The organism is Halobacterium sp. KA-6, from assembly GCF_021029015.1.
In the GTDB taxonomy this organism is placed as follows: domain Archaea; phylum Halobacteriota; class Halobacteria; order Halobacteriales; family Halobacteriaceae; genus Halobacterium.
Genome location: NZ_JAJJZH010000004.1, coordinates 113,805 through 140,437 on the forward strand (window position 1 = coordinate 113,805; position 26,633 = coordinate 140,437).

Below are 26,633 nucleotides of genomic sequence, written 5' to 3' on the forward strand. Positions count from 1 at the left end.
TAGCACGGACCGCTTCGAAACGACGGCTTAGCATTATCTTTGGGGTTTGCCTACGCTGGTCCTGCTTGTACTATTTCAGGGGGTAAAGATTCAGGAAGCCGGCGAATCCACTTTAACAGAGAACATGACCCATGGACGATCACAAAGATACACCTGAGAATTCCCCCGAAGGGAAAGACCAGCAGGACACCAGCAGTCACCAGCACGGACACGACGAGCACGATGAAGCAACCGCCGAGTCTGACGAGCAACGGGTAGAACAGGAGTTACTGGAGGACGAGACTCACCCTGCTGCGGCAGGTGAGATGGCGTCCAACGAGCAGCACGAACACGCCGGACACGAGGGCGACGGGCACGCCCACGGTTCCCACGAGGGACACGGCGAGGGTCATGGCGGAATGCACGAAGGCCACGAACAGATGTTCCGCCGGCGCTTCTTCGTTTCGACGCTCCTGTCGATTCCCGTCCTCCTGTACAGCGAAATGCTGCAGGAGTGGCTCGGCTTCTCTGTCCCTGCATTCCCGGGGAGCGAGTGGATCAACTCCGTCTTCGCGGTCATCGTCTTCGCGTACGGTGGGATCCCGTTCCTCCAGATGGCACTCCCGGAGCTGAAAGACCGGTCGCCGGGGATGATGACGTTGATCTCGATGGCAATCACCGTCGCGTTCGTCTACAGCCTCGCGAGCGTGATTTTCCCCACACAGTCGGCGTTCTTCTGGGAACTCGTCACGCTGATCGACATCATGCTACTCGGCCACTGGATCGAGATGCGGTCGGTCCGGCGGGCCTCCAGCGCGCTCGACGAACTGGCGAAACTGATGCCAGACACCGCCGAGCGCATCACCGACGACGGGGAGACCGAGGAAGTCCCCGTCAGTGAGCTCTCCGAAGGCGACCTCGTGCTCGTCCGGCCGGGCGCGAGTATCCCTGCTGACGGCACCGTCGAGGAGGGCGATTCGGACGTCAACGAGTCGATGATCACCGGCGAGTCCAAGCCCGTCTCGAAGGAGCCCGGCGACGAGGTCATCGGCGGCACCATCAACGGTGACGGCAGTCTTCGTGTTCGCGTCGGTGCGACGGGCGAGGAGACCACACTCGCGGGCATCATGCGCCTGGTCGAGGAAGCTCAACAGAGCAAGTCCAAGACGCAGGTGCTGGCCGACCGCGCGGCCGGCTGGCTGTTCTACGTCGCGCTCGGGGCGGCAGTCGTGACCGCAATCGCGTGGACGGTCGCGGTGTCCTTCGATGCGACCGTCATCGAGCGCGTCGTGACGGTGCTCGTCATCGCCTGCCCACACGCCCTTGGGCTGGCTATCCCACTGGTCGTCGCGATCAACACGTCGCTCGCCGCTCGGAACGGCATGCTCGTCCGCGACCGCATCGCGATGGAGGACGCACGGAATCTGGACGCCATCATCTTCGACAAGACAGGGACGCTCACCGAAGGCGAGCACGGCGTCGTCGACATGGCGACCGTCGACGGCGTCGACGAGGACGACGCACTCGCGCTGGCCGCGGCCGTCGAGATCGACTCCGAGCACATGATTGCCCGAGCGATCCGTGAGGCCGCCGACGAACGAGACATAACTACTCCTGACGCGACCGCCTTCGAGGCGATCAAAGGACGAGGGGTCCGGGCGAACGTCGACGGAAACGAGGTGTACGTCGGTGGGCCGAACCTGTTGACCCAGCTCAATATCGAAATCCCCGACCATCTCCAGCACTTCGCTGACGAGGCCGGCCAGAACGCCCAGACAGTGGTGTATCTCGTTCGTGACGGAGAGCTGATCGCCGCCTTCGCGATGGCCGACGTGATCCGCGAGGAGAGTTTCCGCGTCGTCGACGCACTCCACGATCTGGGCATCGAGGTGGCGATGCTGACTGGGGACTCCCATGACGTCGCCAACGCCGTCGCCGACGAACTGGGCATCGACACGGTGTTCGCGGAGGTACTCCCCGAAGACAAAGACGAGAAAGTACAGGAACTCCAGGACCAGGGCAAGCTCGTGGGGATGGTCGGCGATGGTGTGAACGACGCGCCGGCGCTGACGCGGGCCGACGTCGGCATTGCGATCGGGAGCGGCACCGACGTTGCGGTCCAGTCGGCCGACGTCATCCTCGTCCAGAACAACCCGATGGACGTCGTTCGGCTGGTGAAGCTCAGTAAGGCGAGCTACCGGAAGATGCAGGAGAACATCGTCTGGGCGGCCGGCTACAACGTGTTCGCGATTCCGCTTGCAGCAGGCGTGTTGGCACCGGTCGGGATTCTGCTGTCTCCCGCCGTGGGCGCGCTCCTGATGTCACTGAGTACGGTCATCGTTGCCATCAACGCTCAGCTGCTCCGCCGCGTGGACTTGTCCATTCCCGAGCTTCCGGGCGGGACACCAGCGACTGACGCACAACCTGCAGACTGAAACGCTCCCGATCGCTTCGGTGCTTCTTTCAATTGAGTTCGGTTGGTGGACAGCAAATGGCGACACTGCGTAATTTCGGTGGGTATCGCTACGTGGTCACCGGTTCCACAGTTTTCCCGAAGGGTGCATAGTTCGGTATACACAGACGCTCGTCTGATGGGCTACATTGCTGCGTCAGCACTAGGTTTATACCGCTTGACGGACTTCTTTCCAATATGAGCCTCGAAGAGACGGTTGACTACCTCGCCGAGGAACTCGACCTCGAGCGAAGTGAACACGTCCGTGAGGTTGGTCAGTCAGTCGCCGAGCTTCGCGACTGATCAGAACATTTCTCTGAAGTCCCGTTCGACCAGTCCGTCCTCCAGATACGTGATGAACTCTTGTTTCGTTGGTCCTTGACGGTCGAGCAGATCGTCCCGCTCTGCTCGTTCGAGAACTGACTGTGCAAAGTCCGTACAGTGGGATTCGTGCTGCTCAGCGTACTCTGAGAGGGCTTCTCGCCAGTGCATATCCAGCTCGAACTCGGCTAATCGGATTTGGATCCCGTCTTTCCGTTCGACGAGGTCGACGTTCAGCTCTTCGAGTTGCTTGAAACGGAGGTTGTTCCGGCGGACCGTGATGAGCCGCTTAGAATCAACAATATAAGGATCAACCCACTCTCGCCAGGTATCGTCGTCGACGTGCGTTCGTGGCATCTCAAAATCCGGCTCCACACTCTCAATACAGAACTGCAGCATCGCGATGCCAGTTCGATGATTCGCATTCGGGAGGGAATGTCGTAGGATCAAATTCGACATCACCTCTCCAGCGACGGTCGGAAGTGGTGCTCCCCAGGAGACGTGATCGAGTGCCTGCTGGATCTTTTGTGGTTCGAACTCCTTGTAGAGCCGGAACTCATCCTCATCGCGAACATCGACCGCGGCTTCGAGCAACTCTACTAATCGGAATGCGACAACCTGCCCAGCACGGGGGAGGTCACGAATACGGTCGCTCAGCCATTCCTGATCGAAGTCGATGTCTTGGGCAGATTCGATCTCTGAATCGCCTTCGTAGAGCACATAGACCGGTGTTTCAAAGGGGTACCCGATGAGCTTTGTCGACTCGTCGGATTGCTCTCGCTGAGACAGGATTTCTGCCACCGATGCCGAGCTAAATTTGAGGGAGAAATTCTCGGCCTGTGGGTGGTGATAGAAGACGAGCCGAGCCATCTTACTGTGGATTCGTGGGAAGTGGGTAAAGCAGTCCCGCTTTTATAATGATTCTACGACGTAGTGGGTGCGTTCACATCTTCTAAATACTGACTTTCCCACTCACGTCGCGCCTCGATTTCCCGCAATCCGCGTTGCGTGACTGTGTACACGTTCGTCCGCTTGTCGAGTTCGCCCTTCTCCAGCAGTCCTTTGTTGACGAGATCGTCGAGATTCGGATAGAGGCGGCCATGATTGATCTCCTGCTCGTAATAGTCGTCGAGTTCGTCCTTGATTGCGAGGCCATGTGGTTCCTCGAGCCCGGTGGTTACGTACAAGATATCCCGCTGGAACCCAGTCAGATCGTGCATCTGTCTGTTTCCTGTTTTTGAGGGGTGGCATATGTTCTCTCTGGTGCTCAAAGGCCAATATTCGATACGACGAGGCGAGAACCCTGCGTGAGAACTTCGAACCTTTATATGGTGGACAAGAGAAGTCCGCGATGGAATGTCTGACCTCATCGTCAAAGCAGCCGTGAAGGACGCACTTTCGGACCACAACGTCTCGGCAGATTTCTACGACGCCCTCAACGAAGAGGTCGCCGAACTGCTCGCCGACGCCGCAGAGCGCGCCGAGGCCAACGACCGCAAAACGGTCCAGCCCCGCGACCTGTAGCACCGCCGTTCGAGAACAGCCACCTTCTCCGAAATCGACAGTATCAGTCCGTTCGTGCGAAAATACAGCCATGTATCCGCCAGTTTCCGGCTATCTTACGGAAGTGCAAGGAGAAAGCCCCGCCGTTCACAGTAGTTGCCGAACCTGACTGAAGCTCTTCACGCTGGGCTGTGTTGGTCAACAGATGATCCAGACAGCTGAGGCGAAACAGGTTTGCCGTGCTGCGTCGACGGTGCTGTTTCCGAAACTCGAATGCGGCGTGAAACCGTGTGGGAAGTACATGAGAGAGGATTCCAAGAAATCCTCTCTCGGATCACTTTTGATCAGAAGTTTGTAAATACGGGCGGGAAAACGCTCCAGCTTGAGCGTGACGAGCATGTCGATGTCACCGCTACGGCTCGAAATTCGCTCGCTAAATCGCTGCTATACCACTTGCGAAATCTCTCACCAGACGCTATCACCGACCAGTTCGATGGCGTCCGAGATCGATTATTCGAAGTCCTCCGGTCTCAGCGCCGACTTCCTGCGTTCGTCGATGTTGCCATCGATCTCCACGAGTGGCGATTCTACGGGTCTGCCGACACTGATCAGAGCGGGGCGGATGTCAAGGCTGGCGAGCGAGAAGCAGAACCATTTCAAGCGAATGTACGGTAGCACAACGTGATCTATCGAGGGAATGTCCACTGTTCAATCAACCGTTCCATCAGGCGACTCACCGGAGGTCTGCCAGTACTGTGATGAGCCGTTCCCAACTGAGGACCGCCTCACCCTCCACAAGGGCCTCAACCACTGGCCAGCCCTCACTGAAGCTGAACGAACCGCCTTCCACGATGCGCGAGCGCACGAACGCGACGCCCTCAGCTCGTTCCGGCTGCGGGCGCTTGCGTGTATCGTCGCAGTATACTTCGTCTTCCTGTTCCTCTATGCCATCTACGCCATCTAACCCCGAGAACCCTTCTGGAGACGAACCAACGCCGGAGACGACCACCCTGGCAGACGCCAGTTCGAAGCGGATGCCGTCGTTCGGCATCCGCTTCGGCGCGCAAGTACTCGCTTGGATAGCAATCCTGACCGTTCTCGCCGATAGTGTCGCCGCTGCGAACGGGATGACTCTCTCCAAGCAACCACGTGAAGCGCTCACTATCCCGCGGTGGCTGTACTTAGCGACGGGCGGTGCGACAATTGGCGCGTCGGCACTGCTTGCCAGCTTTGTCACTGATCGCGCGTTCATCTACTCGCTCCATTCCTGGTCGGTGTCTCTTCCAAGAATGCCTGCGGTTCGACGGTGGATTGCTATCCTTGGCCAGATACTGGCTGTGGTCGGGCTCGGTCTCGTGGTGTTCCTCGGGTACACCGGTCCACAGCTGCCATCGGCTAGTCTCACCGTCCTTGTCACATTTGTCGGCGTTCGCGCCGGCCTCCCTGCTGTTGCGTATCTTGTCGGCAACCCATGGCCCGCTCTGAATCCCTGGCGCACCATTACAACGATTCTCCCAACCGGTTTCTACGAGTACCCGGATTCATTCGACAGGTGGCCAGCCGTCGCCGGCATCCTCACGCTCGTATGGGTCGAGGTCATCTTCCCTGTTAGCACTGTTCCGCGTGTGCTCGCAACGGCTATTCTCGGGTACTCGTTGTACACCATCGCTGGCGCTGTCGTCTTCGGCTCCGACACCTGGTTCGAACACGCGGACCCGATAGCGGTTCTTTTCAGGTTCTACGGTGCGGTTGCACCTATCCAGCTCCGTGACGGGTCCGCGGAGGTTATACTCCCGGGGAGCGACCTCGCGCAATCAGATGTCGTAACCGATTCCTCGGACATCGCCTTCATCATCGCGCTCATCTGGGAGCTCACGTACAGCGGTTTCATCACGACGACAGCCGGCGCACAGACCATCACAACGATTGTTGGGTCACCGCTTAGTGCCGTGATGGCAGCCACGCCGCTCGCTGTCCTGACCTATACGACTCTCTTCGCTATCGGATACGCCGTCTTCCTCGCGGCGTACTGGTATGCTGGCACTATCGCTCGCCGGCTCACTAATACCTACGTTACGAGCCGTTCGATCGCCTTACGGCTGGCTCCTCCACTTCTGGCGATTGCGGCTGGCTACCATCTCGCCCACTACGCAGGACTGCTCGTCTCGTTGAGTCCGGCGCTGACGATGGCAGTGGTGTCGCCGCTGTCACCGCCTGCGAATCCACTCGTACTTGCGCCACCCAACTGGTTCACTGCCCTCAGCATCGTGTTCGTGCTCGGAGGCCACTTGCTCGCGATCTGGGAGGCGCATGCGGCCGCGTACGACCTCTTCCCCAGCCGGCTCGCCGCCATCCGCAGCCAGTACCCATTCGTCCTCGTGATGATTGGGTACACCATCGTCAGCCTCTGGCTGCTCTCATTACCAGGCGCAACGCCCCCGTATCTCGGGTAGTGTTCGTTGGTGGTCGTCAGACCTGGAATTGGATGGCGGTCATTTTCATGAATGCAGTTTCGTAGCCATCGTGGCGAGACATCTGCGGCGGTGCCTCGGTTTTGATCGTGACTGTATCACCGCGTTCGAATCGATCCGCAGTTGTTCCGTAGTAGTACCCAAGGTGGGGGTCAAGTGTACCAGTAAGTCCGGTTTCCAATACGGTCTTCCCGTCGCGTTCGACGACCATAGAGAGCGACATTCCCGGCAGGAGAACGTGATTGTAGGGTGTGCGCGGAGAGACAACGAGATGTGAGTTGTCTGTGCCCGAAAATCGCTGCTCGTCAGTAACGAGCGTTACGTAGAATAGGGCGTCGTCAGCTGAGGCTTCCCCAAGTAGCTGTCCGGGAAGCTGTTCTTTCGGTGGCGCGACCGGAGCTGGCACGCCGTCCATCTGCATCAAGTCTACTGTCCCGCGGGTGCCTGCCTTCTTACTGAGCCGGCGAATCGGAAGGTCGTACGTCTCAGACGGCTCAAAGGTAAACTGGAACTGCGCAGTCCGCATCTCCGTAAACCGACCTTTGAACGGGCTGGTCCGTGCTGTCTGAACGGGCGCAATCCGAACTGTCGCCTCGTACTCGCCGCTCCCCGAAAGTGCCACGTTATCCCCGTAGTGGAACCCCATATTTGGGGAAAGCATCGACCACAGATTCGTCGTCGAAACACGACCCTCCTCATTCCGAACATCAACTGCAACCGCAGTCGGGAGCACCGTCCCGGATTCAGTATCCCAGACGCTCGCCATCAGATGTAGGGAGTCGTCTGATGAGACAACGACTTTTGTTTTGTTCGTCCCGGTCACCTTCCAGAACCGATGGGGGAACGAGTGCATCAACGCGACGCCGATACCATCGACACTCGTCGTTTCGTACACGCCCATCCCCTCAACAATCGCAGGGTGATAGACACCATCCGGTCGGTCTTCGACGAGTGGGGGGTCGCGCCACGCGGACTGCGTCTCGAATCCGAGACGCCGAAGACATCCGGAGACGCCGGCCACGCCAACCAGCCCACTCGCAGTTTTCAGAAACCGACGCCGGTCCATGTAGAAGATATGGACTAGCGACCGAGTAGGTGTTGCGGTTCTCAACAGGCGCAGCAAGCCCAGCGCCTCCACGTCCTCTTGGTGCCTTCACATCGTCAGCTACGGTGATCTGACCGAGGACGAGGTATCTGAGCAAGGTTCGCCACAGGGAGTGTATTGATACGTCGCACTCAACATACTCACTATCATAGGTGGGCGCAGTGAGCCAGGGCATTATTTCAATTCTCTTCGGCGATCCGTTCGCGGTGATGAACACAATCGGGCTGGTGGCGTTCGCCCTCGTCGGATCTTCGAAGGCGATTCGCGAGGAGTTCGACGTGTTCGGGATTGCTATTGTGGGGTTAGCGATGGCGTTTGTCGGTGGTGCAACCCGCGACCTGCTCGTCACACGAGTGCCGTTAGTTCTTCAGTCTCCAATCGAAATCGTACTGGGGCTCCTCGGCGTCGGGTTAGCAATGGTTCTGAGCGTCGTCTTAGAGTCACCGGACACTCATCCAGTTACGCTCGTCGCAGACGCGATCGGCCTCGCTGCCTTCGCGACGACGGGTGCTATCGTCGCGACTGATGCAGGTGTCTCGGCGTTTGGTGTCGTTGCAATTGCAATGATCAACGCTGTCGGCGGCGGAGCATTCGCTGATATACTGCTTGATAGAGCGCCGTTCATCCTCTTCGAAGACTTCTACGCGAGTTGCGCCGTTCTGGGTGGCGCGGCATATTGGTTGACCGGCGTGGTCGGCGCAAGTGGCAGTACGGCTGCCGGCGCGTGTGCAGTCGTGACTGTCGGAATGCGGTTAGTCGCGGTCACGTACGATTGGCATCTCCCGACCGTACAACGATTAGAACTGCTCCGTGAATAATTGAATACTCAGGCGAGTTAGGGCCAAAGGCCGCGCGTTTCGTGGGCTTCGGCAATCCGTGAGAGCGCGACGATATACGCCGCGTCGCGCCACGTGACGTCGCGTGTCTCGAATTCTGTTTGGACATCCTGCCAGGCTGCCAGCATCTCTGTTTCCAGTTCATCGTTGACGCGTTCGAGCGACCACGCGCGACGATTGATGTCTTGGAGCCACTCAAAGTAACTCACCGTCACACCGCCAGCGTTAGCCAGAATATCTGGAATGACCGGGATGTCTCGTTCAGCGAAGATCGCGCTCGCGGCGGTCGTCGTCGGCCCATTAGCGCCCTCGATGATGATGTCGGCAGCAACATCGTCGGCGTTGGCTTCCGTTAGGACGTTCCCGATTGCCGCTGGAATCACCACATCGACGTCCAGTTCGAGTAACTCGTCGTTGGTCACCGTTTCTGGTGCCTCGTGAGTCATCACCGCTTCTGGCTCCTCGTGATGCGAGGGAATCGAGTGTGTATCGAGGCCGTTTGCGTCGTAGATGCCACCATTAACGTCACTGACGGCGACGACGTTTGCGCCCCAGGTGTCGAGTAATTTCGCTGCGTTCGACCCGACGCTCCCGAAGCCCTGGACGGCAATCGAGGTTTCTTTGATGTCTTTGTCGTAATAGTCGATCGCTTCACGGGTGATGATCGCGACGCTCCGCCCTGGCGCTGCATCACGGCCTTTGCTCCCGCCAACGATCGGTGGTTTGCCGGTGACGACGCCGGGGATTGTTTCGCCTTCCTGCATGGAGTAGGCGTCCATCAACCACGCCATCGTTTGCGGGTCCGTCCCCATGTCGGGTGCGGGGATGTCCGTGGTCGGCCCGATAACCGAACGGATTTCGTCGGTGAATCGGCGTGTCAGCTGTTCTTTCTCGTCCTCGCTGAGGTCTTTCGGGTTGACGGCGATACCGCCTTTCGCGCCGCCGAAGGGGATGTCCATCACGGCGCATTTCCACGTCATCCACATGCCGAGGCCGACGCATTCCTCGCGGGTGACCTCGGGGTGATAGCGGAGGCCGCCCTTGAACGGGCCGCGGACGCTGTCGTGTTGCGCACGATACCCAGTGTAGACCTCTACGTCGCCGTTCTCGCGTTCGATTGGAACGGTGACTTCCTGGACTTTCTTGGGGTGTTTGAGTCGCTCGACGATGCTCGGGTCGATATCGAGGTGGTCAGCGGCGTGCTGGAGTTGGCGACGTGCGGTCTGCAGCGCCGACTCCGGTTCACTCGGCTCTTCGGCCGTCTCGTTGTCGTCGTGCTGGGTTTGTGTTGAGGCCATTATTCGATGGGTGTGCGTCGGTTTCGCATATCGCCAGCGCAGTCGGGGCACTGGCCAGGGTTGTCCTCCGCAAGCACGACGTTCCCGCACTCGAAGCACTCGTACGGTGATTCCTCGGTTGAATTCTGGTTGACGTCCCTCATGGATAGGTGAGCGTCCCGGCAGTGCGTTGCGGGATGCTCTACATACGGATAATGAGTGTATAAGGGAATATTCGATAGTTGAGTACCGAACCCCACGCCAGCCAGCATGGTTTACTATTCAACCATTTGCGAAATCGGGGCGCGGAGGGAGCCCTATCGCGCGATTACACTGCTAGCGTCCGCTTCGAGAGTGATCAGTCCGCGTGTCGAGTGACCACCGGGGCGTGGTCGTCGATCAGCGCCGCGAAGAGTTTCCGCTGCACCGTTCGGATATGCTGGTAGAACGCCTGTGGGGAGATGTCCAGTGACTCCGCAACGGCTTCACCAGTCACCGTCCGCGGCGACTCGAAGAACCCACTGTAGTACGCTGTCTCCAAGACCTCCAGTTGCCTGTCAGTCAGGCTATCCAGCACTGACGCGTAAAACCCGTGTTCGGACGCCTGTTCGCGCGTCTGCTTCGACGTGAGCTCAACGTCCTCGAAGCGCTGAGTGACGAACTTCGTGACGTTTCTGGCCTCAACACTCCCGGGGACGTCAATAACGAATGCTGTTCCCGCCTGCGAGGCCGTCGCGCTCTGCAGGACAGCACCGTGGTCGGCCAGTTCCGTCGCAAGGAACGGCTCGGCCAACCGGAGCCGCAACACGCCTCCAGTCTCACCACCACGAATCCGCTGGACGTCCTCGATCACGCGGAGGTCAGCCGCCACGTCGACGACTGCGTCAAGCGGCGCGTCCTCGACCGTGACGAACACGTAGTTCCCATTGACAGTCTGCTGGACACCGCCCTCATAGGTAATCGTGCAGTCGGCAGCCTGCACCAATTGCGCGAGCACAAACGACGGATCAGCAACCGTGTACTCGACGCGAGTCATCGACGTGGTGAGCAACGCGCGCTTGCGCTCACTGGCGCTAATCGCGGAGGCAATCGTCTCACCGAGCTCCGCCAGCACTGTCTGAATCGTTTCATCGAAGGCGTCCGGCGTCTCCGCGTACACTGTCAGAACGCCATACGAGAGGTCGTTGTACACGAGCGGAATACTCAGCACGGACAGTAGGTCGCGTGCAATCGCGTCCTTGCGCCACGAAGCCGCCCGGAGATCAGCCGCGACGTTCGAAACATGCGTCACCTCACCAGTCGCCGCAGTCCGACCCGCCGGTTCAACAGCCTCAGCGGCAACCGGAAACGACTGCGTATCGAGATAGCCCTGATCAGTTCCAGCCCACGCTTGGGGAGTTACGGCGTCGTTCGTGCTATCGTGGGTGCCGATCCAGGCGAACTGGAAGCGGCCATCCGCAGTGAGGCGTTCACAGACCGTGTGGTCGATTTCCTCGCGGGTCTCCGACTGCACCAGCGCCTGGTCAATCTCGCGAATCGTCTCGTTAATTTGGTTGAGTGTCGTAAGTTGGTCGTTCTGTCGCTGGAGTTCACGGTCCTGCTCGCGAAGCTGGGACTCACGGTCGACGCGGTCCAGTGCTGCCTCCGCGGTCGCCGCCAGAAGGTCCGCAAGTTCCCGCGTCACATCGTCGAAGGCACAGACATCGGTCGATCCAGCGACGAACACGCCGTGGCTCCCGAGCGGAATGTACGCGACACTCCGGAGATCAGTCGCAGGATTGGCGAGGCGGTCGGCATCGTGGACATCATCGAAAAACCGGGGTTCGTTCTCGACGAAACTGTGAGTAGTGAGATCGCGGCCGTCCGCATGCACATCTGGGAGGGGGCCGTGGGCGTCCCGCATCGACTGGGAGTACGCAGTCGGCTGGAGGTGATTGTCATCCGCGTCGAAGAGGTAGACGGCACTCGCATCGAGGTCGAGAACGTCGGGAGTATCGTCGACAACGTGGTGGGCAATTTCGTGGTGTGTTTCGGCATACAGGAAGTCCCGCGCGGTCTCCTGAAGGGTTGCGAGTGCACGTTCGCGCTGCTTGCGCTTCGTGATGTCACGACAACTGTACAGCAGCGTGCCGTCCTGAATGGAGACTTCGCGAACGTTCACCAGCAGCGTGTGTTCGCGACCGGCTTTGTCCGTGGCCGTCGTTTCGATGTTCTTCAAGACGCCGTCGTCAGCGAGATCCTCGCGGTCAAACAGGTCGTCGCCGAGCAAGTCCTCAATCGTTCCCAGGTCTCGGATTTCCTCGGCGGTGTACCCGAAGATGAAATGGACGTTCGGGCAGACATACGTGTACTCGCCGTCCTCGTCGGTCATGAGGACGGTGTCAGTCATGTTGTTGAGCGTGACGCGGTGGAGTTGCTCGGATTGGCGGAGTTCCCGTTCGAGGTCCACACGCTCAGTGATATCGACGCTATCGACGATGATTGAGACGAGGTCGCCGCGTTCATCAGTAACCGGCTGGACGGAGAGTTCCAACACTTGCTCACCAGTCACACCATTCTGAGTGATGACAGCGTGCCCGAACTCACCGCGTTTTGCTGACTCAACAAGGCGACGAATGTCAGCGCTCGTTTGGCCCTCGTCAAGCCACCATGGCAGCGTCCAGAAGGGGTCGCCAACGACGTCGTCGGCGTCCACATCGATCATATCGCGAGCGGTTTGGTTGACGCGCGTGAGCGCGCCAGCAGGGTCAAGCACCCACGTTGCGGATCGAGTGTCGTGAAATGTCGCGTCGAACTGTCGTGCCCGTTCGCGCTGTGTCTTCGCCCGTTGGGCGTCCCGGAGCGCCTGCTCGGTTCGCTGCACGGCATCGGTTACAGTCTCGTCTAGTGAGTCAGTGACAGCGATGTAGTCGGTAACGCCCGCTTCAATCGCTGTACTAGCGATTGTTTCGCTGCCTTCGGCCGTCCCCAGAATAATCGGGAGTGTGGCGGTTGTCTCCCGGATGCTGCGAATGAAGTCAATCCCCGTTGTTTCGGGCAGGCGGTAGTCAGCCACGACGCAATTGATTGCCCTCTGTTGCAGCATCTCGTGGGCTGTTGCTGGCGAAACGTGATGAACAGTCGCGTCAGACTGTTCTTGGAGCGCATCAACGTAGGCCGTTAGCCACTCTGTGTCGCCAACAGCGACGATCACAGACGTATCGAGAATACTCCGTGATTTTGGGTTCATATGTGGAACACTCGGCCCCGATATCAGAACGCGATTCCATACGCGTAAGGGGTAGTATTATCAATTACTTACTGTAGATGCAAAACGCTCGTTGTTTATTGTTCAACCCTACGTCCCCCTCATCGTTGTAGATCAAAAGGCGATCGAGAGGTCCCCGACCCAGGATAGTTTGCGTTACGTCCGTGTCTCGCGGACGCCGTTCCGGTCCCGAGTCATGTCCTCGCAGTTCGGGCACACGCGAGGGTCTTCGACTGTGTCCGGCGTAAATACGCGCACGTAGACATCCGTGACGTGGCTGCCACAGTTCTGGCACTCCGGCATACATGTAGCAGCCGCTTCCTCTTCCATAGACTTTCTGACGACGTCGAAAGGATTAGGGGAACAAATATCTATCCGCCGAAATTTAAGTATGGCATTCACCGAATACTTCATGTCAGGAACCCACGACTCAAGTCGTGGGTTTCCGCCTCGAACTTCTATGAGATCGACGTAGAAGCCACTGAACGTCTCAACAGACGAGAAAATCAAACCTACTTCCAGCGGGGCCCGTACGTGCTCGCCCATTCCCAGACAAATTCGAACGCAAGCCAACATAATGCCCACACGCTAAACACACCAGCCACGAGTAGCACGCCGGCAAACGGTACAAATACTTGGGTGAGAACAACCAGTTCGGCGTAGAGAAGACCGCAGAGAAGCCCCGTCACAGCCAAGCCAGCGAGACTACAAGTGTAGTGTTCGATAGCGCTAACTGTTTCACTCGTGTTTGGGTCTGTTCGTGGCTGTCGACGACCACTTCCACCGTGTGTTGTTACCATCCCTCACACCTTGCTGGGGACTATGTACCCCACACGGAAATTCTTACCGGACAATCATTAACGTATTTTCGAGGGCACCGATCGAGAATCGGAATAATGCCCTAATTCTTGGAGGATATCTGGAAAAACCTCCCAACTCTCGGGCAACCGCGCCGTGAGCGGCGCGAAGGATGTCATCACGTACCTTCGCGTTATCCGTCAGCCTCAATCTTTCTTCGAGGAGGGATTTCCAACGGCCACGGCGAGTCGGGGGTCACCTCTTGAAAGCTGCCTTGGGCCGCTTCGTTGTTTGGAGGACGTCAAGACAGTGTTCGGGTACCTCCACCCTACAGTGGTTGACCAAGTGACTCTTCTAGCTGCCTGTGAAAATGCGCGAATGACGCGGCCCAGAGTTGTCGTATAACCCAGATGGCTCAGAATGGGAGGCGTGCTTCGAATTGTTGGACAAGGTCTTGGATCGTGTCCTGGTTACGATAGCCGACTACGGAGAGGACAACGACCACACCCACAAGGAGTAGTCCACTCGTTAGTTGGTCGTCTGCGAATTCACCGCCCGCAAAGACCGTGAGAACGTATGCTGGAAGACGACCGATACTGATGACTGCGATGAATGTCCGGAGGCGCCACGTGGTGAGCCCAGCAAGAAAACAGATTACGTCATCCGGAAGGCCAGGAATGAGGACAAACGCGAGCAGCCCTGGAAGTCCAACTCGCGACACAAACCCATCAAACCTCGTTACCACGTCCTCGTGGAGCATCTCTTCGACGAGCGCTCGGCCATATCGCTTCGCGAGACTGAACGCGACGGCACTCCCGATCAGGACGCCAGTAAGACTGTAGATGGTCCCCGGGATGGAGCCGAACAGATAGCCGGAGACTAGCGCCACAACTTGCCCGGGAATTGGCGCGACAACCACCTGGACGGCCTGAACCACGACGAAAACGAGCGGCGCGAACACACCAAACTGGCCGATCCACGTCCGAAGTGCAACGACATCAAACATGAACGGCGCATATCGACGAACAGCTACATAGAGGGCGGCCAGGCTGGCAACACCCACAACAAGGATGAAGAGCGCGCGCCGTCGGTCGTCACGCGAGGAGAAGACCCTCATATACGTTCGGCTAGCATCAGCTTCGCGTTAAAACCCGTTGTCCTGATCACAGTGAGTATTCACGAAGTTCCGAAGTGGCTCGACGTCTGCCGAATCGCTGAGTCGGTCGAGAGCATGCGTGGCCTCTCTGAAGTGTCGTGCGCCGTGCTGACGGAGTGCCGCCTCATCGAACCGTGGTGGCGCAATCGTCGGCACGGCACCGTCACTGTCTGCATTAAGGATTCGGCGGACCTGATATGCTGTACTGAATCCGCGTCCAAGCGTCGCAAAGTCCTCCTTCTGGGTGGTATCCCCGCCTGCGAGCGTGATGCCGATGACCGCGGCGCCCTCACCAATACTGCCGACCGTGTCATCAAGGAACGAGTGATCGTCGGCTGATCGGACGTACCTCGCGTCGAATGCGTCCACGAGTGACTCGGAGACAGCGATGAGCGCCTGGAGAGCGTCTTCAAGGTGGTGGTTACCGGTTTTGGCGAGGGCTGTGTAGGCCGCCGAGTTGAGGTAGTCTCCTGCCAGCAGCGCGTTCGCTGGGTCTCCAGTCAGTGAATGGGCGCGGTTGTCGGCAAGTTGGATGAGCAGCTCGGTGCGCAGTCGGCAGTACCCGCGGAGCAACTCGATAGCTGCAGATGCGGGCAGTACTGCGTCGGCGGTCGGTTTGTCCGCAATTGCATCGTGTGTGAGACAAACCAGCTGTCCGTACCACCGGTCTGGACATGCATCCATGGTTGAAACCGCTGCCAGCGGGCACTCGTCAGTTCGCTCTAACGTAGCGTCAAGATATCGGTCGATTTTGGTACGGCGTTCCGCGATTGTTGTTGCTGGTGGCATGATCCGTTAATCGTCGGTTGCCGACACGTCGACAGCAGGGTTGTCGACGTCCACGTTCGATTCGGTGAGGTCAGCAGTACGCCACGTTCCACGCTGGAACCACGCGTACGCGATAATGGCACCAGCAACGTTCGAGATAGCGAACGACAGCCAGATGCCGGTCTCGGCAAGTGGGCCGGAAGCTACCCATGCAACGGGGAACCGAATCACGCCGAGCGTCAGCACCGAAATCGCAGCGGCGGTAAGCGTCTTGCCGGCACCGCGGAAGCTCCCGGTGTACGCCCGCATGATGCCGATGAACCCGAAGGTGAGTGCGACATAGCGCAGGAACTGTGCGCCAGCCGAGACGACCTGTCCAGCGGCTGCTTGGTCTGCGCCGACGAACACTGAGACGATCGGTTCGGGGAACACGAAAACGATGACGCCGGCGACGCTAAGGATACCGAAAAGCACCTTCGCTGCGAGGGTTACGGCCTGTTCGGCGCGGTCGGGTTTGTCGGCGCCGATGTTCTGTCCAGTCATCGTCTCTACACCGCGCGCGACCGCGATGGCTGGGAGGAAAATGACCGAGAACACGCGCGTCCCGATACCGTATGCTGCGACGATCGGGTCGGAGAACGTCGCGACGATGAACAAGAGGAGATTCATCGAGAGCGCACGCCCAGTCCCCTCAATAGACGCGGGCACGCCGATACGAGCGAGGCGGCGCAGGTAGGCGAACTCCGGAACCATATCTCGCAGGTGGATTTCGACACCACGGCGTCCACGGAACATGATAGCCAGCCCGACGACGAGCGCGAGTGCTCGAGAGAAGACCGTGGCGACGGCGGCACCCTGGATCCCCATCTCGGGGAATGCCCACCAGCCGAAGATGAGGAACGGGTCGATGATGATGTTCAGAACTACTGACCCGAACATCACGAGCATCGGCGTAATCGTGTCGCCGTACCCGCGCATTAGCGCGATGAACACGGCGAAGCCGAACATGAATGTCAGACCAAGTGCGACGACTTCCATGTAGCTTGATGCCAGTGGCAGGACGTCCGTGGATGCCCCCATCAAGGAGAGGAAGTCCCCGACGAAGAAGTAGCCGACACCACCTAACAGGATCGACGCGATCACAGCGAACGTCATCGTCTGTGAGGCGGCGAATTCGGCCTGTCGTTCCTCGCCAGCGCCGGTGTACTGGGCGACCAACACGCTGCCCGCTACGGAAATCCCCATCCCCAGCGAGATGAGCAGGAACACCATCGGGAACGCGAAACTGATAGCGGCGAGTGCGTCCGTGCTGTACTGGCCCAGCCAGAACGTGTCCGCGAGATTGTACGCCGTCTGGAAGAGGTTCGTCACGACAATCGGCATCGACAGGAAGAACAGTGGCTTCCCAATGCTACCGGCGGTCAGATCGAACTCTTCGCGGCCTTTGAATAGCGAACTGATACTACTTCGAATGCTCATGCTGGCGGTGCCTCCGCTGGGTCGTTGGCGAGCAAGTAGGTCTGGATGTAATCGGTCATCGGGACGGAGAGGTGCTCAGGGGGATGATTGACGGTGACTTGGCGTGTATGCGCGCCTTTGATTATTGTCGTGAGGAAGTCAGCTGCTGTCGACGGGTCTACTTCGTCGTTGAACTCACGGGCCTGGATACCCGCTTCAATAATCGCTTGTAATCGGTCGGAGAGATACGCGTCGAATTCAATGAGTTGTTCTTGAACGGAGTCGTCGTACGGTGCTTGTGCTTTTACCTCGAGTATCGCGGTCTGGAACGCCTGCTTTGCAGGTTCGGTTGGGTTCCACAGGAGGATGTCCAGCAGCGAGTGAAGGTGCTCGAGAGGTGTTTCGCCGCTGGCGGCGTCGATTTGAGCGGTGTACTGGTCATAGAGGTAGTCGAGGAATGCCGAAAAGAGGGCTTCTTTCGTTCCGTAGTGATAGTGAATCGTGGCTTTGCTTTTGGCTGATTCGGCAGCGATGTCTTGGATTGTGAGGTCAGCATAGCCGTGTCGGCAGAGTGCGCGGTGAGTTGCCTCCAGAATGTCAGCCATCGGGTTGTCTTCCATCTCGGTTGATACAGTACTTACTAACCAGTTAGTCAAAAGGCTTTGGAATGGTTAGGTGTACACACACCGCGGTAACAGGTAATTCAACGAGACAAATTCCCAACCCGAAAAAGGAAATCTGACGAGAAGGTCAACAGCATTATCCCGGTAACGCCGAATATACGACGTAATGGCTGATTCGCCGAACCGCACCGCCGCTGATCCAAACGAGGAGATCATGCGTGCGACATACCGAGCTCTCCAAGAGCACGGCTACGCCGACTTAACGATCAAACGAATTGCCGAGGAATACGGCAAGTCGACAGCTGCCATCCACTACCACTACGACACGAAAGACGACTTACTCGCGGCCTTTCTAGACTACATCCTCGACCAGTTCCAGAATACTGTCCACGAAGTCGAAACTACCGATCCTGAACAGCGACTGGACCTACTGCTCGACAAACTACTCGTCGACGCACAGGATCACCTGGATCTATTAGTGGCGATACTAGAGATGCGGAGCCAAGCACCATACAAGGAAGCGTTCAGGGAACGCTTCCAGCAGAACGACGAGTACGTCCGCTACATGCTCAGCACCGTAATCGATCAGGGCATCCAAAACGGCGTATTCAACGATGTGGATGCCGAGCATGCCGCACGCGCGCTAATGACGATTGTCGACGGAGGCCGCACTAGGGCGGTCGTTTTCGATGAGGAAGCGTCGCTTGCAACGGCGCGACAGACCGCCGAAGAATACGTCACAGCTGTACTGGCAGTCGAGCAGAGCGGAGACGGCTAGGTGTACTTGTCCGGCCGTTCCGCCGGGCTCGCTGTTTCAGTGTGCGTGAGGTCTGCGGAACACCACTGACAGAAATCCAAATCAAGGCCAAGTTCCTTCCCGCAGTGAGGGCAGTGCGTGAGTTCCCCATTTTGGTTCGGAGTAAACCTGGCCATCATATTCTGTGCGTGTGCCACGAAATAGGCGTCCACGACGCTCAGAGCCCCGACGACGAGGACTGGCGCGACCGACAGTAGGTCGATCGATTGCCCGCGCATGAATGCCTCAAGTGCTGCCGGGTCGACGAACAGGGTCGCCGCGCCGAATAGGGCTGTGATCCACCCAAATGCGCGCCACCAGCGTCGTAGGTACGCGTGCCCTAAGCCGATTGCAAGAACGTTGAGCAGGGCGGCGAGCCACGGTCGCTTTCCGGAGAGTGACTGGCTCATATGATTACTAATTAGTTAGTAAGTTATAAGCCTTCTTGACCAACCCGATTTGATTGGTGACGAGATGATGTGGCGCCATCTGGAATGCCGAATTGATGACGTTCTCCGCGCCGTGAACAGCGAGGCTTCCGCAAGCGTTGGGATATTCGCCGGTTTACGGGCGAACCTGTTCTTGAGGGGCGACTTGCCCCGTTGATTTATCGAACAGGCGCACCGCTGGCGGGGCCAGACAGCCGTTACACCTATCCCGTGAGGGACTCGGAGTTACCGTCGCTCGCATATTCTTCGCCGCGTTCAGGTCACTATTGGCGACCAACTCGCAGTTCTCACAAACGTACAACCCACGTTCAATACGGTTTGCATCCGCTTTCATCCCGCACTCACAGCACGTTATACGCGGAGCAGGCGCAATACCACGGACTTCAGGCCGTGGATACGCGCCGTCACCCAGTGGCCCAGTCCACCGACACTAACAGGGCTGGATATTCCACGCCAAACACAGACTTTAATATACTCTGTTCCATAACTAGTTATGAACACAGTACGATGCTGGAGACAACCCGCACCTACGTTGCACGCATTACGAACCACAGTCAGGTTCGTGACGACCTCGACCAGTGCGGGTTCGCAGCATCCAAACTGTGGAACGTTGGACGCTACTACATCCAAGAACGGTGGGACGACGGCGGTGAGATACCCGACGAAGCCGAACTGAAATCGGAGTTGAAAGACCACGAACGCTACAGTGACCTCCATTCGCAGTCAAGTCAGTGAGTTCTCGAAGAACTTGCTGAAGCGTTCACTGGTTGGTACAACTCTGACGACGGCAACAACCCACCGGGCTACCGGAAACGTGGCGACCGACACCCCCGCTCCACCGTGACGTGGAAGCAGAAAGGCATCAAACACGACGATAAACACGGGCAACTCCGCCTCTCGAAAGGCTTCAACCTGAAAGAGTCACGGTCTGACTTCATCCTCGCGGAATACGAAACTCGACCCGACGTAGTAGTCGAGAACATTCAGCAGGTGCGTGCCGTCTACAACGGCGACAAGTGGGAACTCCACCTCGTCTGCAAGACGGAAATTCCCGTTGAGGACGCTCCCGGTGACAAGACGGCGGGTATCGACCTCGGCATCAGCAACTATCTCGCCATCGACTATGAAGACGGCCCTTCGGAGTTGTATCCGGGGAATGTGCTGAAAGAAGACAAGCACTACTTCACTCGCGAGGAGTACCAGACCGAAGGCGAGAATGGGCCAGCCAAGCGGGCGTTGAAGGCTCGGCGGAAACTCTCCCGCCGCAAAGACCACTTCCTCCACACCCTCAGCAAACACATCGTTCAACGCTGTGTCGAAGAGGGCGTGGCAGAGATAGCAGTTGGCGACCTTAGTGACATCCGCGAGGATGAGAACGGCGACTCGCGGAATTGGGGTCAGTCGGGGAACAAGAAGTTGCACGGATGGGAGTTCGACAGATTCGCCCGTCTCCTTGAATACAAGGCCGAGGAATACGGCATTCTCGTTGACCGCGTAGACGAGGAAAACACCTCGAAGACATGTTCGTGTTGTGGGCAGATTCGTAACTCGAATCGTGTGGAGCGTGGGCTGTACGTCTGTTCGTCCTGTGAGACGACGATAAACGCAGACGTCAACGGTGCAGTGAATATTCGGCGAAAGATAACTCAGAGTCCCCCGACGGGGGATATGAGTAACGGCTGGTTGGCACAGCCTGGAGTCTTCCTGTTCGACCGCGAGAGCGGCCGGTTCACACCGAGAGAACAGGGAAACTGCAAACCCTAAGATCCCAACGCTCGGGAATCCTCCGCCTTCAGCCGGAGGAGGATGTCAAGCGGATAGAATCCCGATCCGACTTCTCCCGTAGAGGTTCATTCCCGTTCGAGATAGAGCGAGTACATGATGATGCCCAGACCGATCGCCACCAGGACGCTGTTGATCAGGATTCCCATTTCCAGCGATACAGAGAGGATTTGATGGGCGATACCGGCGAGCAACGCGCCGAACGTAATAATGCCGAACCCGATCCCAAGCATCCGAAGCGAGGGCACCCCCGTGCGACGATAAGCCCGATACGCGATATACGTGATCCCGCTCCCTAGCAGTAAGATCACCGTTTTCACGACGACGATAGCCGTTCCCACCCACATCATAGTTCATCCCCCATCTTCGACCAGATATCCTCAAGCCGTTCGTCGGCATTCCGCGGCGGTCGTTCCACTGTCACCGAGAAGCCGTCGTCATCCATGGAGATCATCACGTCGTCAAAATCTCGCTCGTATGTCGTGGTTCGACCCCCGCCGGGGTTGATCGTATCCTGTTCATGGACCAGCGAGGCGTCGCTGAGGCGGTCCAGTTTCCGATACACCGTCGATTTGGGGATGTCACATACATCCATGAGTTCGTTCGCGGTCATGGGTTCAGCTGTTTCGCGAAGAATCGCTCGACAGTCGGCGTCGTCCAGCGCATCAAGGATATCCCGCAACGATGGCGAGCCCTCGGATGACGCTGAATCGCGCACCATTATCTGAACTTGGGACGTATCTGGGATATGCTATCCGGTTGATGTACCTAGCGGCGAGACGAGCAAGCCTGCGACTCTTCTCACCGCTCGCTGTCTGTATCGGACTCAGCCTCGAGCAAGCGACGTCCGGCGTCGGTCAGATCATATCGTCCTCGATCGACTGGACGGATCAGCCCCTGCCCGTGGAGTCGCGCACATGTTTGGTCGACTGTAATCGGGTGGTATTCCGCAGTGGTGGCGATGTTCATGACATCACGAGGTGACACAGCGACGAAGCACGCGAGGATCTCCCGGTCGGTTTCGCGACCGAGCGCACGCAGTCCGTCACCCCTTGACTATCGGTCGCTACCTCTGCGTAGCCGGGTTGTCTTGGCTCGGTCATCACGCAGACTCCCCGTGTTCCGCGTAGACATCGAGCAATTCCTGATAGCGATTCCGGATCGTCATCAGGCTCACGTTGGCTGCGTTACTCACTGTCTTCTGTGTCAGTTGCTCGTTTGTAAGATGGGTTGCAGCATAGAGGGCGGCCGCTGCGAGACCTGCCGGGCTCTTGCCACTGTGTGCGTTCTGTGCTTTGGCGGTGGTGAGCAAATCGCGAGCCTGACGCGTTGCCTCGTCGCTCACATCGAGTGCGGACGCAAACTGCGGCACGTATTCTAACGGATCCGCCGGTTCAATTTCGAGGGCGAGTTCCCGGGAAACGTACCGATAGGCCCGCTGAATCCGGAGCTCTTCGACGCGGCTGACTTCAGCGAATGCGGCCAGCTGCCGTGGCGTTCCGTGTTGTCTGGCTGCGGCGTACAGGGCAGCTGTTGCCATGCTCTCAATTGACCGGCCCGGGAGGAGATTTTCGTCGACCGCTCGGCGGTAGATCGCCCCTGCTGTCTCTCGAACTGGGTCTGAAATATCGATAGCAGATCCCATCCGATTGATCTCGCCAAGTGCTTGTTTGAGATTCCGCTCGTGGGCGTCTTTCGTTCGGAATCGTTCGTCCCACCTCCGTAGCCGCTGTAGGCGCGCTCGTTTCCGATCGGAGACCGATTGCCCATACGCATCCGTGTCTTTCCTGCTAATTGTTGTGCTGAGCCCCTTGTCGTGCATGAGTTCCGTGGTCGGCGCACCGACGCGACTTTTTTCGTCCCGTTCGTCGCTGTTGAACGCTCGCCACTCGGGTCCTCGATCGATTGACTCTTCGTTGAGGACTAGCCCGCAGTCTTCGCAGGTCGTTTCCCCGTGCTCATCGTCGCGAACGATCTGGCCGTCGCACTCCGGACACGACGACTGTAACCGGGACTTGGCGGTCGAATGCTGTTCGTCAGTGTCCGCTTCCCGAATGTCGAGTGATGTGTTGGACATACGTGCTGGACCTTGAATTTCTGCTCTCGGTGCATCCGAGTGGTTCTCGCTAGCATACTGTGGGTGGCCATCCGAAGAGCACGATGCGGGTTCCCAAGATCTGGGAATCCGCCAATCTGGGTTTGCGAGTGCCGAATACATGGAAGTAGAGCGACCGAGCGCCCTCGACTCGAGAAGCATGACCCAAGTAGATTCGATCTTGACGCGGATTCAGGAACGTGTCCGGGCTTCTCCAGCCTCATACGTCCATCTATCGGCCATCACCGCTCACATAGAATTTGCAATCCATCCCTCAAATCAGGGCGCAAACGGAGACTAACTAGTAAGATGGATACCACTTCACGCACGAACCAAGAGTATGACCGGTGACGATGGACCCCGCCCGGATTCGACATTCCTCCCGGATGTGAAGACCGTCGAAGTCCTCCACATCGATGACGACTCGAGCTTTGCCGATCTCGTTGCGACGTTTCTCGAACGTGAACACGAAGCGTTCACCGTCCACACTGAGACCGATCCCCGAGACGCCCTTGCAGTCCTTGAAACGAGTGAGCGCTCTGTTGATTGTGTCGTCTGTGACTACGATATGCCAGGCTTGGATGGACTGGACGTCCTCGAACGTGTGCGAGATACTCACCCGGACCTCCCGTTTATTCTCTACACCGGCAAAGGCAGCGAGGAGATCGCCAGCGAAGCGATTAGCGCAGGTGTCACCGACTACCTCCAGAAAACCGGTGGCACAGAACAGTATAGCGTCCTCGCCAATCGGATTCTGAACGCTACCGAGGGATACTGGGCTGAGCGATACCTGAATCGTGGCCTCGAAGCCATCGAAACCGCACAGGACGGCATCAGTATCCTCAACGAAGACGGCTATATCGAATACGCGAACACTGCCTGTGCAGAAATGCTCGGCTACACCCGGGAGGAGATTATCGGTCTCCACTGGGAGACGTTCTATCACGACGACGATGTCGAGGACGTCTACGATGTGCTCCTCCCGGAAGCACGCGACGGTCGCTGGCACGGGACCACGACGTTCGTCCAGAAGAACGGCGAGAAAATCGATATCGAACATACGCTCTCGTACACGGAGGATAGGTCACTGATCTGCACGCTCAGTCCACAACCAACGATTGACGCAGACACGACGAATTTGTCTGCAAAAGAGCAAGCGATGGACGAAGCGCCTGTCGGGATCCTCCTGACCGACCCCCATCAGGAGGATAACCCAATCATCTACGCGAACGACGAATTCACGGAACTCACTGGCTACGAGAAACGCGACGTTATCGGCCGAAACTGCCGGTTCCTCCAAGGCGACGCGACTGCTGACGAACCAGTTCAAAAATTGCGGACTGCGATCGACAATCGGGAATCGGTAACCGTCGAGTTACGGAACTACCGGAAGGACGGCACTGAGTTCTGGAACCGCGTCCGCGTCGCACCGCTATTCGATGACGACGGAGAGATCGACCTCTTCGTTGGGTTCCAAGATGACATTACGGAACGTAAACAGTACGAGGAACAATTGCAGTCCCACAGCGCACGGTTGGAGGCGGTGTTCGAACACTCGCCGGACATGTTCGCAGTCCACGACATCGACGGTGTGATTCGGGATGTTAACCAGCGGCTGTGTGACGAACTCGGCTATACCGAATCAGAACTTCTCGGACGAAAGGTCTGGGACATCGACCCAACAGCCGACCCGGGTCGGGCGTCGTCGTTCTGGGATACGCTCCCACCGAATACCCCACACCGCTTTGAGGGCGAACTCGAACGAAAGGATGGGTCGACGTTCCCCATCGAGGTGCATCTCATCCGTCTGAACTTGGATGGGGAAGACCGGTTTGTGGCGATGGACCGCGACATCAGCGACCAGAAGCAACGCGAACGCGAGCTCGTCCAGCAGAACGAACGCTTGGACCGGTTCACGAGCGTGGTGAGCCACGACCTGCGAAATCCATTGCAAGTTGCGGAGGGGCGTCTCGAGTTACTGCGTGAGGACTGCGACAGCGACCACATCGACGAGATTGACCACGCGCTAGGCCGCATGGATGCGTTAATCGAGGATTTGCTGGCGCTCGCGCAAGCAGGCGAAGAAGCGATGGATCTTGAACCCGTCTGGTTGCCGGAGCTTGTCGAATCCTGCTGGGAGACACTCCCGGAGACGACGGCAACACTAACAATTGAGACGGAGCGGACTGTCAAGACCGACCGCGATCAACTCCGTCAACTCGTGATGAACCTCCTTCGGAACGCGATTGAACACGGCGGACCAGACGTGACAATAACGGTCGGTGATACAGATGACGGGTTCTACGTTGCCGACGATGGAGTTGGACTCCCTGAACCAGTGAGTGGAAGCGTGTTTGAAGCAGGCTATACAACTGCTGACGACGGAACGGGATTCGGGCTCAGTATTGTCGCGGAAGTTGCCAGTCGACACGGTTGGAAGATTTCGGCAGCAAACGGACGGAACGGCGGTGCTCGCTTCGAAATTACTACTACTTGCTGATTCGACGGTCTTGGTGAGACAGACGAGAAACCGAGTTCAGAAACGTCGTTCACTCACGAAGTCCGACATCCCTCTAGGCTGATAATATTGTGAAGTGCTAGTCTGTCAAGAGCCGGCCATCGGCTTTTTCGATATCGGGATGCGCGATGGCTTGCATCATGTTCGTTTCTCTCGGACTCCTTCGCGGCTGCGGGTCATGTCTTCGCAGTTCGGACATACACGTGGCTCGTCGATAGAGTCCGGGGTGAATACACGGACGTAGACGTCTGTGACGTGGCTGCCACAGTTTTGGCACTCCGGCATACCAGTAGCAGTCATCTTATCGGTCATAGGCTTTCTGTCAGCGCCGAAACGACCGAGTGGAACTGCAGAAGCGTCCACAACCGTTCCAGACTTAGTCTTGGGAAGCTCACAACTCAATACCTTGTCGCATAGATCGCCTGGCTATGGAGTGACACATTTGGCGCTGTTGAAATCCTATTGATCAGATACTATGTGCGGTGAAACAGCCGGTAAGTGAGGATGCGTATCGTTCTCCGATTCAGTCCTCTTTCCAGATGAGCCCGTCGATGGACGCCTCCATCACCGTCTCGCCGTCGTCATTGGTACAAACAACCAAACTCGTCACCGTGTAGCGGTCTGCTCGTTCCTCGACGGACTCGTTCGTCCACTCGCACGTGATTGTGTTCCCCGTATAGACTGGTTTCCGGAACTCGAACTCCATCGTCCGAGCGATATAGCTCAAATCACCTCCGATTTTCGTCGGAAGTGTCGCTGTGAGCAATCCTTGGACGACGAGACGTCCCTCGTCGTCAGGATCGGTGTGAATCGCCTGTTGGTCACCCGAGACCTCGCCGAACTGGCGAACATCCTCTTTCGTAAACGTTCGTTCGAAGGTGTACACTTCATCTTCTTCCGGTGGCGAGGATATCGACATGAGTGCTTCATCTCGAAGTCGAGGCGCACCGATTAAAAGTCACGGCGCGTCAGAGGTCTGTTCTCCAGCGAACGGGGAAT

At 57.9% G+C, this 26,633-nt stretch carries 24 protein-coding genes and 2 pseudogenes; 8 read left to right on the forward strand and 18 right to left on the reverse strand.

Features of this window, described 5'->3' with window-relative positions; translation table 11 throughout:
* Positions 1-131 precede the first annotated feature (131 nt).
* Entirely contained in the window at positions 132-2,414 is a 2,283-nt protein-coding gene (locus tag LPA46_RS10340) for a copper-translocating P-type ATPase (RefSeq protein WP_230892446.1), read from the forward strand.
* 320 nt (positions 2,415-2,734) lie between these two features.
* Here LPA46_RS10340 and LPA46_RS10345 read toward each other — a convergent pair whose 3' ends face one another.
* Together LPA46_RS10345 and LPA46_RS10350 are read right to left on the reverse strand one after the other, a co-directional pair.
* Positions 2,735-3,622 (reverse strand): hypothetical protein, encoded by an 888-nt coding sequence (locus LPA46_RS10345; protein ID WP_230892447.1) that lies wholly within the window; start codon positions 3,620-3,622, stop codon positions 2,735-2,737.
* Between the two features lie 53 nt (positions 3,623-3,675).
* The gene (locus LPA46_RS10350; protein ID WP_004048633.1) at positions 3,676-3,972 is read right to left on the reverse strand and encodes a PadR family transcriptional regulator; all 297 of its coding nucleotides are present in this window, start codon (positions 3,970-3,972) and stop codon (positions 3,676-3,678) included.
* A 136-nt stretch (positions 3,973-4,108) separates the two neighbouring features.
* Here LPA46_RS10350 and LPA46_RS10355 point away from each other — a divergent pair, with 136 nt between their 5' ends.
* From LPA46_RS10355 to LPA46_RS10365, 3 genes are all read left to right on the forward strand, one after another.
* On the forward strand, positions 4,109-4,276 hold the full coding sequence (locus LPA46_RS10355) for a DUF1931 domain-containing protein (protein ID WP_230892448.1): 168 nt from the start codon (positions 4,109-4,111) through the stop codon (positions 4,274-4,276).
* A gap of 676 nt (positions 4,277-4,952) precedes the next feature.
* Positions 4,953-5,219 (forward strand): DNA-binding protein, encoded by a 267-nt coding sequence (locus LPA46_RS10360; protein ID WP_230892449.1) that lies wholly within the window; start codon positions 4,953-4,955, stop codon positions 5,217-5,219.
* Between the two features lie 70 nt (positions 5,220-5,289).
* The gene (locus tag LPA46_RS10365) at positions 5,290-6,708 is read left to right on the forward strand and encodes a hypothetical protein (protein ID WP_230892450.1); all 1,419 of its coding nucleotides are present in this window, start codon (positions 5,290-5,292) and stop codon (positions 6,706-6,708) included.
* A 16-nt stretch (positions 6,709-6,724) separates the two neighbouring features.
* Here the strand turns inward: LPA46_RS10365 and LPA46_RS10370 are convergent, their stop codons facing one another.
* Positions 6,725-7,792 carry an iron transporter gene (locus LPA46_RS10370; RefSeq protein ID WP_230892451.1) on the reverse strand — a complete coding sequence of 356 codons (1,068 nt, stop codon included), beginning with the start codon at positions 7,790-7,792 and terminating at the stop codon, positions 6,725-6,727.
* A 248-nt stretch (positions 7,793-8,040) separates the two neighbouring features.
* Between LPA46_RS10370 and LPA46_RS10375 the strand changes: the two genes are divergently transcribed.
* Positions 8,041-8,649: a trimeric intracellular cation channel family protein gene (locus tag LPA46_RS10375; protein ID WP_230892547.1), complete on the forward strand. Its 609-nt coding sequence runs from the start codon at positions 8,041-8,043 to the stop codon at positions 8,647-8,649.
* Positions 8,650-8,666: 17 nt separating this feature from the next.
* On the opposite strand, the gene gdhB is transcribed toward LPA46_RS10375, so the two are convergent.
* From gdhB to LPA46_RS10415, 8 genes are all read right to left on the reverse strand, one after another.
* Positions 8,667-9,965, reverse strand: a complete 1,299-nt coding sequence (gene gdhB, locus LPA46_RS10380; protein WP_230892452.1) for a glutamate dehydrogenase GdhB — start codon at positions 9,963-9,965, stop codon at positions 8,667-8,669.
* On the reverse strand, positions 9,965-10,216 hold the full coding sequence (locus tag LPA46_RS18995; protein WP_330166331.1) for a rubrerythrin-like domain-containing protein: 252 nt from the start codon (positions 10,214-10,216) through the stop codon (positions 9,965-9,967). The genes gdhB and LPA46_RS18995 overlap by 1 nt, the downstream gene beginning before the upstream one ends.
* A gap of 86 nt (positions 10,217-10,302) precedes the next feature.
* Positions 10,303-13,173, reverse strand: coding sequence for a bacterio-opsin activator domain-containing protein (locus LPA46_RS10390; RefSeq protein ID WP_230892453.1), 2,871 nt, complete (start codon positions 13,171-13,173; stop codon positions 10,303-10,305).
* A gap of 174 nt (positions 13,174-13,347) precedes the next feature.
* Positions 13,348-13,494, reverse strand: a complete 147-nt coding sequence (locus LPA46_RS10395) for a DUF7563 family protein (protein ID WP_197407812.1) — start codon at positions 13,492-13,494, stop codon at positions 13,348-13,350.
* 910 nt (positions 13,495-14,404) lie between these two features.
* Positions 14,405-15,106, reverse strand: a complete 702-nt coding sequence (locus tag LPA46_RS10400) for a TVP38/TMEM64 family protein (RefSeq protein ID WP_230890656.1) — start codon at positions 15,104-15,106, stop codon at positions 14,405-14,407.
* Between the two features lie 27 nt (positions 15,107-15,133).
* Positions 15,134-15,829: a polyprenyl synthetase gene (locus LPA46_RS10405; RefSeq protein ID WP_230890655.1), complete on the reverse strand. Its 696-nt coding sequence runs from the start codon at positions 15,827-15,829 to the stop codon at positions 15,134-15,136.
* Positions 15,830-15,940: 111 nt separating this feature from the next.
* Positions 15,941-17,392: an MATE family efflux transporter gene (locus LPA46_RS10410; protein ID WP_230890654.1), complete on the reverse strand. Its 1,452-nt coding sequence runs from the start codon at positions 17,390-17,392 to the stop codon at positions 15,941-15,943.
* Positions 17,389-17,976 (reverse strand): TetR/AcrR family transcriptional regulator, encoded by a 588-nt coding sequence (locus LPA46_RS10415; RefSeq protein ID WP_230892454.1) that lies wholly within the window; start codon positions 17,974-17,976, stop codon positions 17,389-17,391. The genes LPA46_RS10410 and LPA46_RS10415 overlap by 4 nt, the downstream gene beginning before the upstream one ends.
* A 184-nt stretch (positions 17,977-18,160) precedes the next feature.
* On the opposite strand from LPA46_RS10415, the gene LPA46_RS10420 reads away from it, so the two are divergent.
* The gene (locus LPA46_RS10420; RefSeq protein ID WP_230892455.1) at positions 18,161-18,772 is read left to right on the forward strand and encodes a TetR/AcrR family transcriptional regulator; all 612 of its coding nucleotides are present in this window, start codon (positions 18,161-18,163) and stop codon (positions 18,770-18,772) included.
* On the opposite strand, the gene LPA46_RS10425 is transcribed toward LPA46_RS10420, so the two are convergent.
* Positions 18,769-19,200, reverse strand: coding sequence for a DUF7575 domain-containing protein (locus LPA46_RS10425; protein WP_230892456.1), 432 nt, complete (start codon positions 19,198-19,200; stop codon positions 18,769-18,771). The genes LPA46_RS10420 and LPA46_RS10425 overlap by 4 nt on opposite strands.
* A 154-nt stretch (positions 19,201-19,354) precedes the next feature.
* A pseudogene (locus tag LPA46_RS10430) lies at positions 19,355-19,591 on the reverse strand (zinc ribbon domain-containing protein); the annotation flags it as partial.
* Positions 19,592-19,746: 155 nt separating this feature from the next.
* On the opposite strand from LPA46_RS10430, the pseudogene LPA46_RS10435 reads away from it, so the two are divergent.
* Positions 19,747-21,003 (forward strand): annotated as a pseudogene (locus tag LPA46_RS10435) (RNA-guided endonuclease InsQ/TnpB family protein).
* Positions 21,004-21,089: 86 nt separating this feature from the next.
* Here the strand turns inward: LPA46_RS10435 and LPA46_RS10440 are convergent.
* The 3 genes from LPA46_RS10440 to LPA46_RS10450 all read right to left on the reverse strand — a co-directional run bounded on the left by LPA46_RS10440 (position 21,090) and on the right by LPA46_RS10450 (position 23,098).
* A complete protein-coding gene (locus LPA46_RS10440; protein WP_230890650.1) occupies positions 21,090-21,371 on the reverse strand; it encodes a DUF7521 family protein in 282 nt (93 codons plus the stop codon).
* Positions 21,368-21,742, reverse strand: a complete 375-nt coding sequence (locus LPA46_RS10445) for a winged helix-turn-helix domain-containing protein (protein ID WP_230892457.1) — start codon at positions 21,740-21,742, stop codon at positions 21,368-21,370. The genes LPA46_RS10440 and LPA46_RS10445 overlap by 4 nt, the downstream gene beginning before the upstream one ends.
* 381 nt (positions 21,743-22,123) lie before the next feature.
* Positions 22,124-23,098 (reverse strand): transcription initiation factor IIB, encoded by a 975-nt coding sequence (locus LPA46_RS10450; protein ID WP_230892548.1) that lies wholly within the window; start codon positions 23,096-23,098, stop codon positions 22,124-22,126.
* A gap of 358 nt (positions 23,099-23,456) precedes the next feature.
* Between LPA46_RS10450 and LPA46_RS10455 the strand changes: the two genes are divergently transcribed.
* Positions 23,457-25,616, forward strand: coding sequence for a PAS domain S-box protein (locus LPA46_RS10455; RefSeq protein ID WP_230892458.1), 2,160 nt, complete (start codon positions 23,457-23,459; stop codon positions 25,614-25,616).
* 156 nt (positions 25,617-25,772) lie between these two features.
* Here LPA46_RS10455 and LPA46_RS19150 read toward each other — a convergent pair whose 3' ends face one another.
* Together LPA46_RS19150 and LPA46_RS10460 are read right to left on the reverse strand one after the other, a co-directional pair.
* Positions 25,773-25,919 (reverse strand): DUF7563 family protein, encoded by a 147-nt coding sequence (locus LPA46_RS19150; RefSeq protein WP_353635594.1) that lies wholly within the window; start codon positions 25,917-25,919, stop codon positions 25,773-25,775.
* Positions 25,920-26,157: 238 nt separating this feature from the next.
* Positions 26,158-26,553 carry a MaoC/PaaZ C-terminal domain-containing protein gene (locus LPA46_RS10460; RefSeq protein WP_230892459.1) on the reverse strand — a complete coding sequence of 132 codons (396 nt, stop codon included), beginning with the start codon at positions 26,551-26,553 and terminating at the stop codon, positions 26,158-26,160.
* Between the last annotated feature and the right edge of the window lie 80 nt (positions 26,554-26,633).

What these genes read in the sequence shown, in the direction of transcription:
- LPA46_RS10340 (WP_230892446.1), top strand. Translation starts at nt 132, where the DNA reads ATGGACGATCACAAAGATACACCTGAGAATTCCCCCGAAGGGAAAGAC.
- LPA46_RS10345 (WP_230892447.1), bottom strand. Translation starts at nt 3,622, where the DNA reads ATGGCTCGGCTCGTCTTCTATCACCACCCACAGGCCGAGAATTTCTCC.
- LPA46_RS10350 (WP_004048633.1), bottom strand. Translation starts at nt 3,972, where the DNA reads ATGCACGATCTGACTGGGTTCCAGCGGGATATCTTGTACGTAACCACC.
- LPA46_RS10355 (WP_230892448.1), top strand. Translation starts at nt 4,109, where the DNA reads ATGTCTGACCTCATCGTCAAAGCAGCCGTGAAGGACGCACTTTCGGAC.
- LPA46_RS10360 (WP_230892449.1), top strand. Translation starts at nt 4,953, where the DNA reads ATGTCCACTGTTCAATCAACCGTTCCATCAGGCGACTCACCGGAGGTC.
- LPA46_RS10365 (WP_230892450.1), top strand. Translation starts at nt 5,290, where the DNA reads ATGCCGTCGTTCGGCATCCGCTTCGGCGCGCAAGTACTCGCTTGGATA.
- LPA46_RS10370 (WP_230892451.1), bottom strand. Translation starts at nt 7,792, where the DNA reads ATGGACCGGCGTCGGTTTCTGAAAACTGCGAGTGGGCTGGTTGGCGTG.
- LPA46_RS10375 (WP_230892547.1), top strand. Translation starts at nt 8,041, where the DNA reads ATGAACACAATCGGGCTGGTGGCGTTCGCCCTCGTCGGATCTTCGAAG.
- gdhB (WP_230892452.1), bottom strand. Translation starts at nt 9,965, where the DNA reads ATGGCCTCAACACAAACCCAGCACGACGACAACGAGACGGCCGAAGAG.
- LPA46_RS18995 (WP_330166331.1), bottom strand. Translation starts at nt 10,216, where the DNA reads ATGCTGGCTGGCGTGGGGTTCGGTACTCAACTATCGAATATTCCCTTA.
- LPA46_RS10390 (WP_230892453.1), bottom strand. Translation starts at nt 13,173, where the DNA reads ATGAACCCAAAATCACGGAGTATTCTCGATACGTCTGTGATCGTCGCT.
- LPA46_RS10395 (WP_197407812.1), bottom strand. Translation starts at nt 13,494, where the DNA reads ATGCCGGAGTGCCAGAACTGTGGCAGCCACGTCACGGATGTCTACGTG.
- LPA46_RS10400 (WP_230890656.1), bottom strand. Translation starts at nt 15,106, where the DNA reads ATGAGGGTCTTCTCCTCGCGTGACGACCGACGGCGCGCGCTCTTCATC.
- LPA46_RS10405 (WP_230890655.1), bottom strand. Translation starts at nt 15,829, where the DNA reads ATGGATGCATGTCCAGACCGGTGGTACGGACAGCTGGTTTGTCTCACA.
- LPA46_RS10410 (WP_230890654.1), bottom strand. Translation starts at nt 17,392, where the DNA reads ATGAGCATTCGAAGTAGTATCAGTTCGCTATTCAAAGGCCGCGAAGAG.
- LPA46_RS10415 (WP_230892454.1), bottom strand. Translation starts at nt 17,976, where the DNA reads ATGGCTGACATTCTGGAGGCAACTCACCGCGCACTCTGCCGACACGGC.
- LPA46_RS10420 (WP_230892455.1), top strand. Translation starts at nt 18,161, where the DNA reads ATGGCTGATTCGCCGAACCGCACCGCCGCTGATCCAAACGAGGAGATC.
- LPA46_RS10425 (WP_230892456.1), bottom strand. Translation starts at nt 19,200, where the DNA reads ATGAGCCAGTCACTCTCCGGAAAGCGACCGTGGCTCGCCGCCCTGCTC.
- LPA46_RS10440 (WP_230890650.1), bottom strand. Translation starts at nt 21,371, where the DNA reads ATGATGTGGGTGGGAACGGCTATCGTCGTCGTGAAAACGGTGATCTTA.
- LPA46_RS10445 (WP_230892457.1), bottom strand. Translation starts at nt 21,742, where the DNA reads ATGGTGCGCGATTCAGCGTCATCCGAGGGCTCGCCATCGTTGCGGGAT.
- LPA46_RS10450 (WP_230892548.1), bottom strand. Translation starts at nt 23,098, where the DNA reads ATGTCCAACACATCACTCGACATTCGGGAAGCGGACACTGACGAACAG.
- LPA46_RS10455 (WP_230892458.1), top strand. Translation starts at nt 23,457, where the DNA reads ATGACCGGTGACGATGGACCCCGCCCGGATTCGACATTCCTCCCGGAT.
- LPA46_RS19150 (WP_353635594.1), bottom strand. Translation starts at nt 25,919, where the DNA reads ATGCCGGAGTGCCAAAACTGTGGCAGCCACGTCACAGACGTCTACGTC.
- LPA46_RS10460 (WP_230892459.1), bottom strand. Translation starts at nt 26,553, where the DNA reads ATGTCGATATCCTCGCCACCGGAAGAAGATGAAGTGTACACCTTCGAA.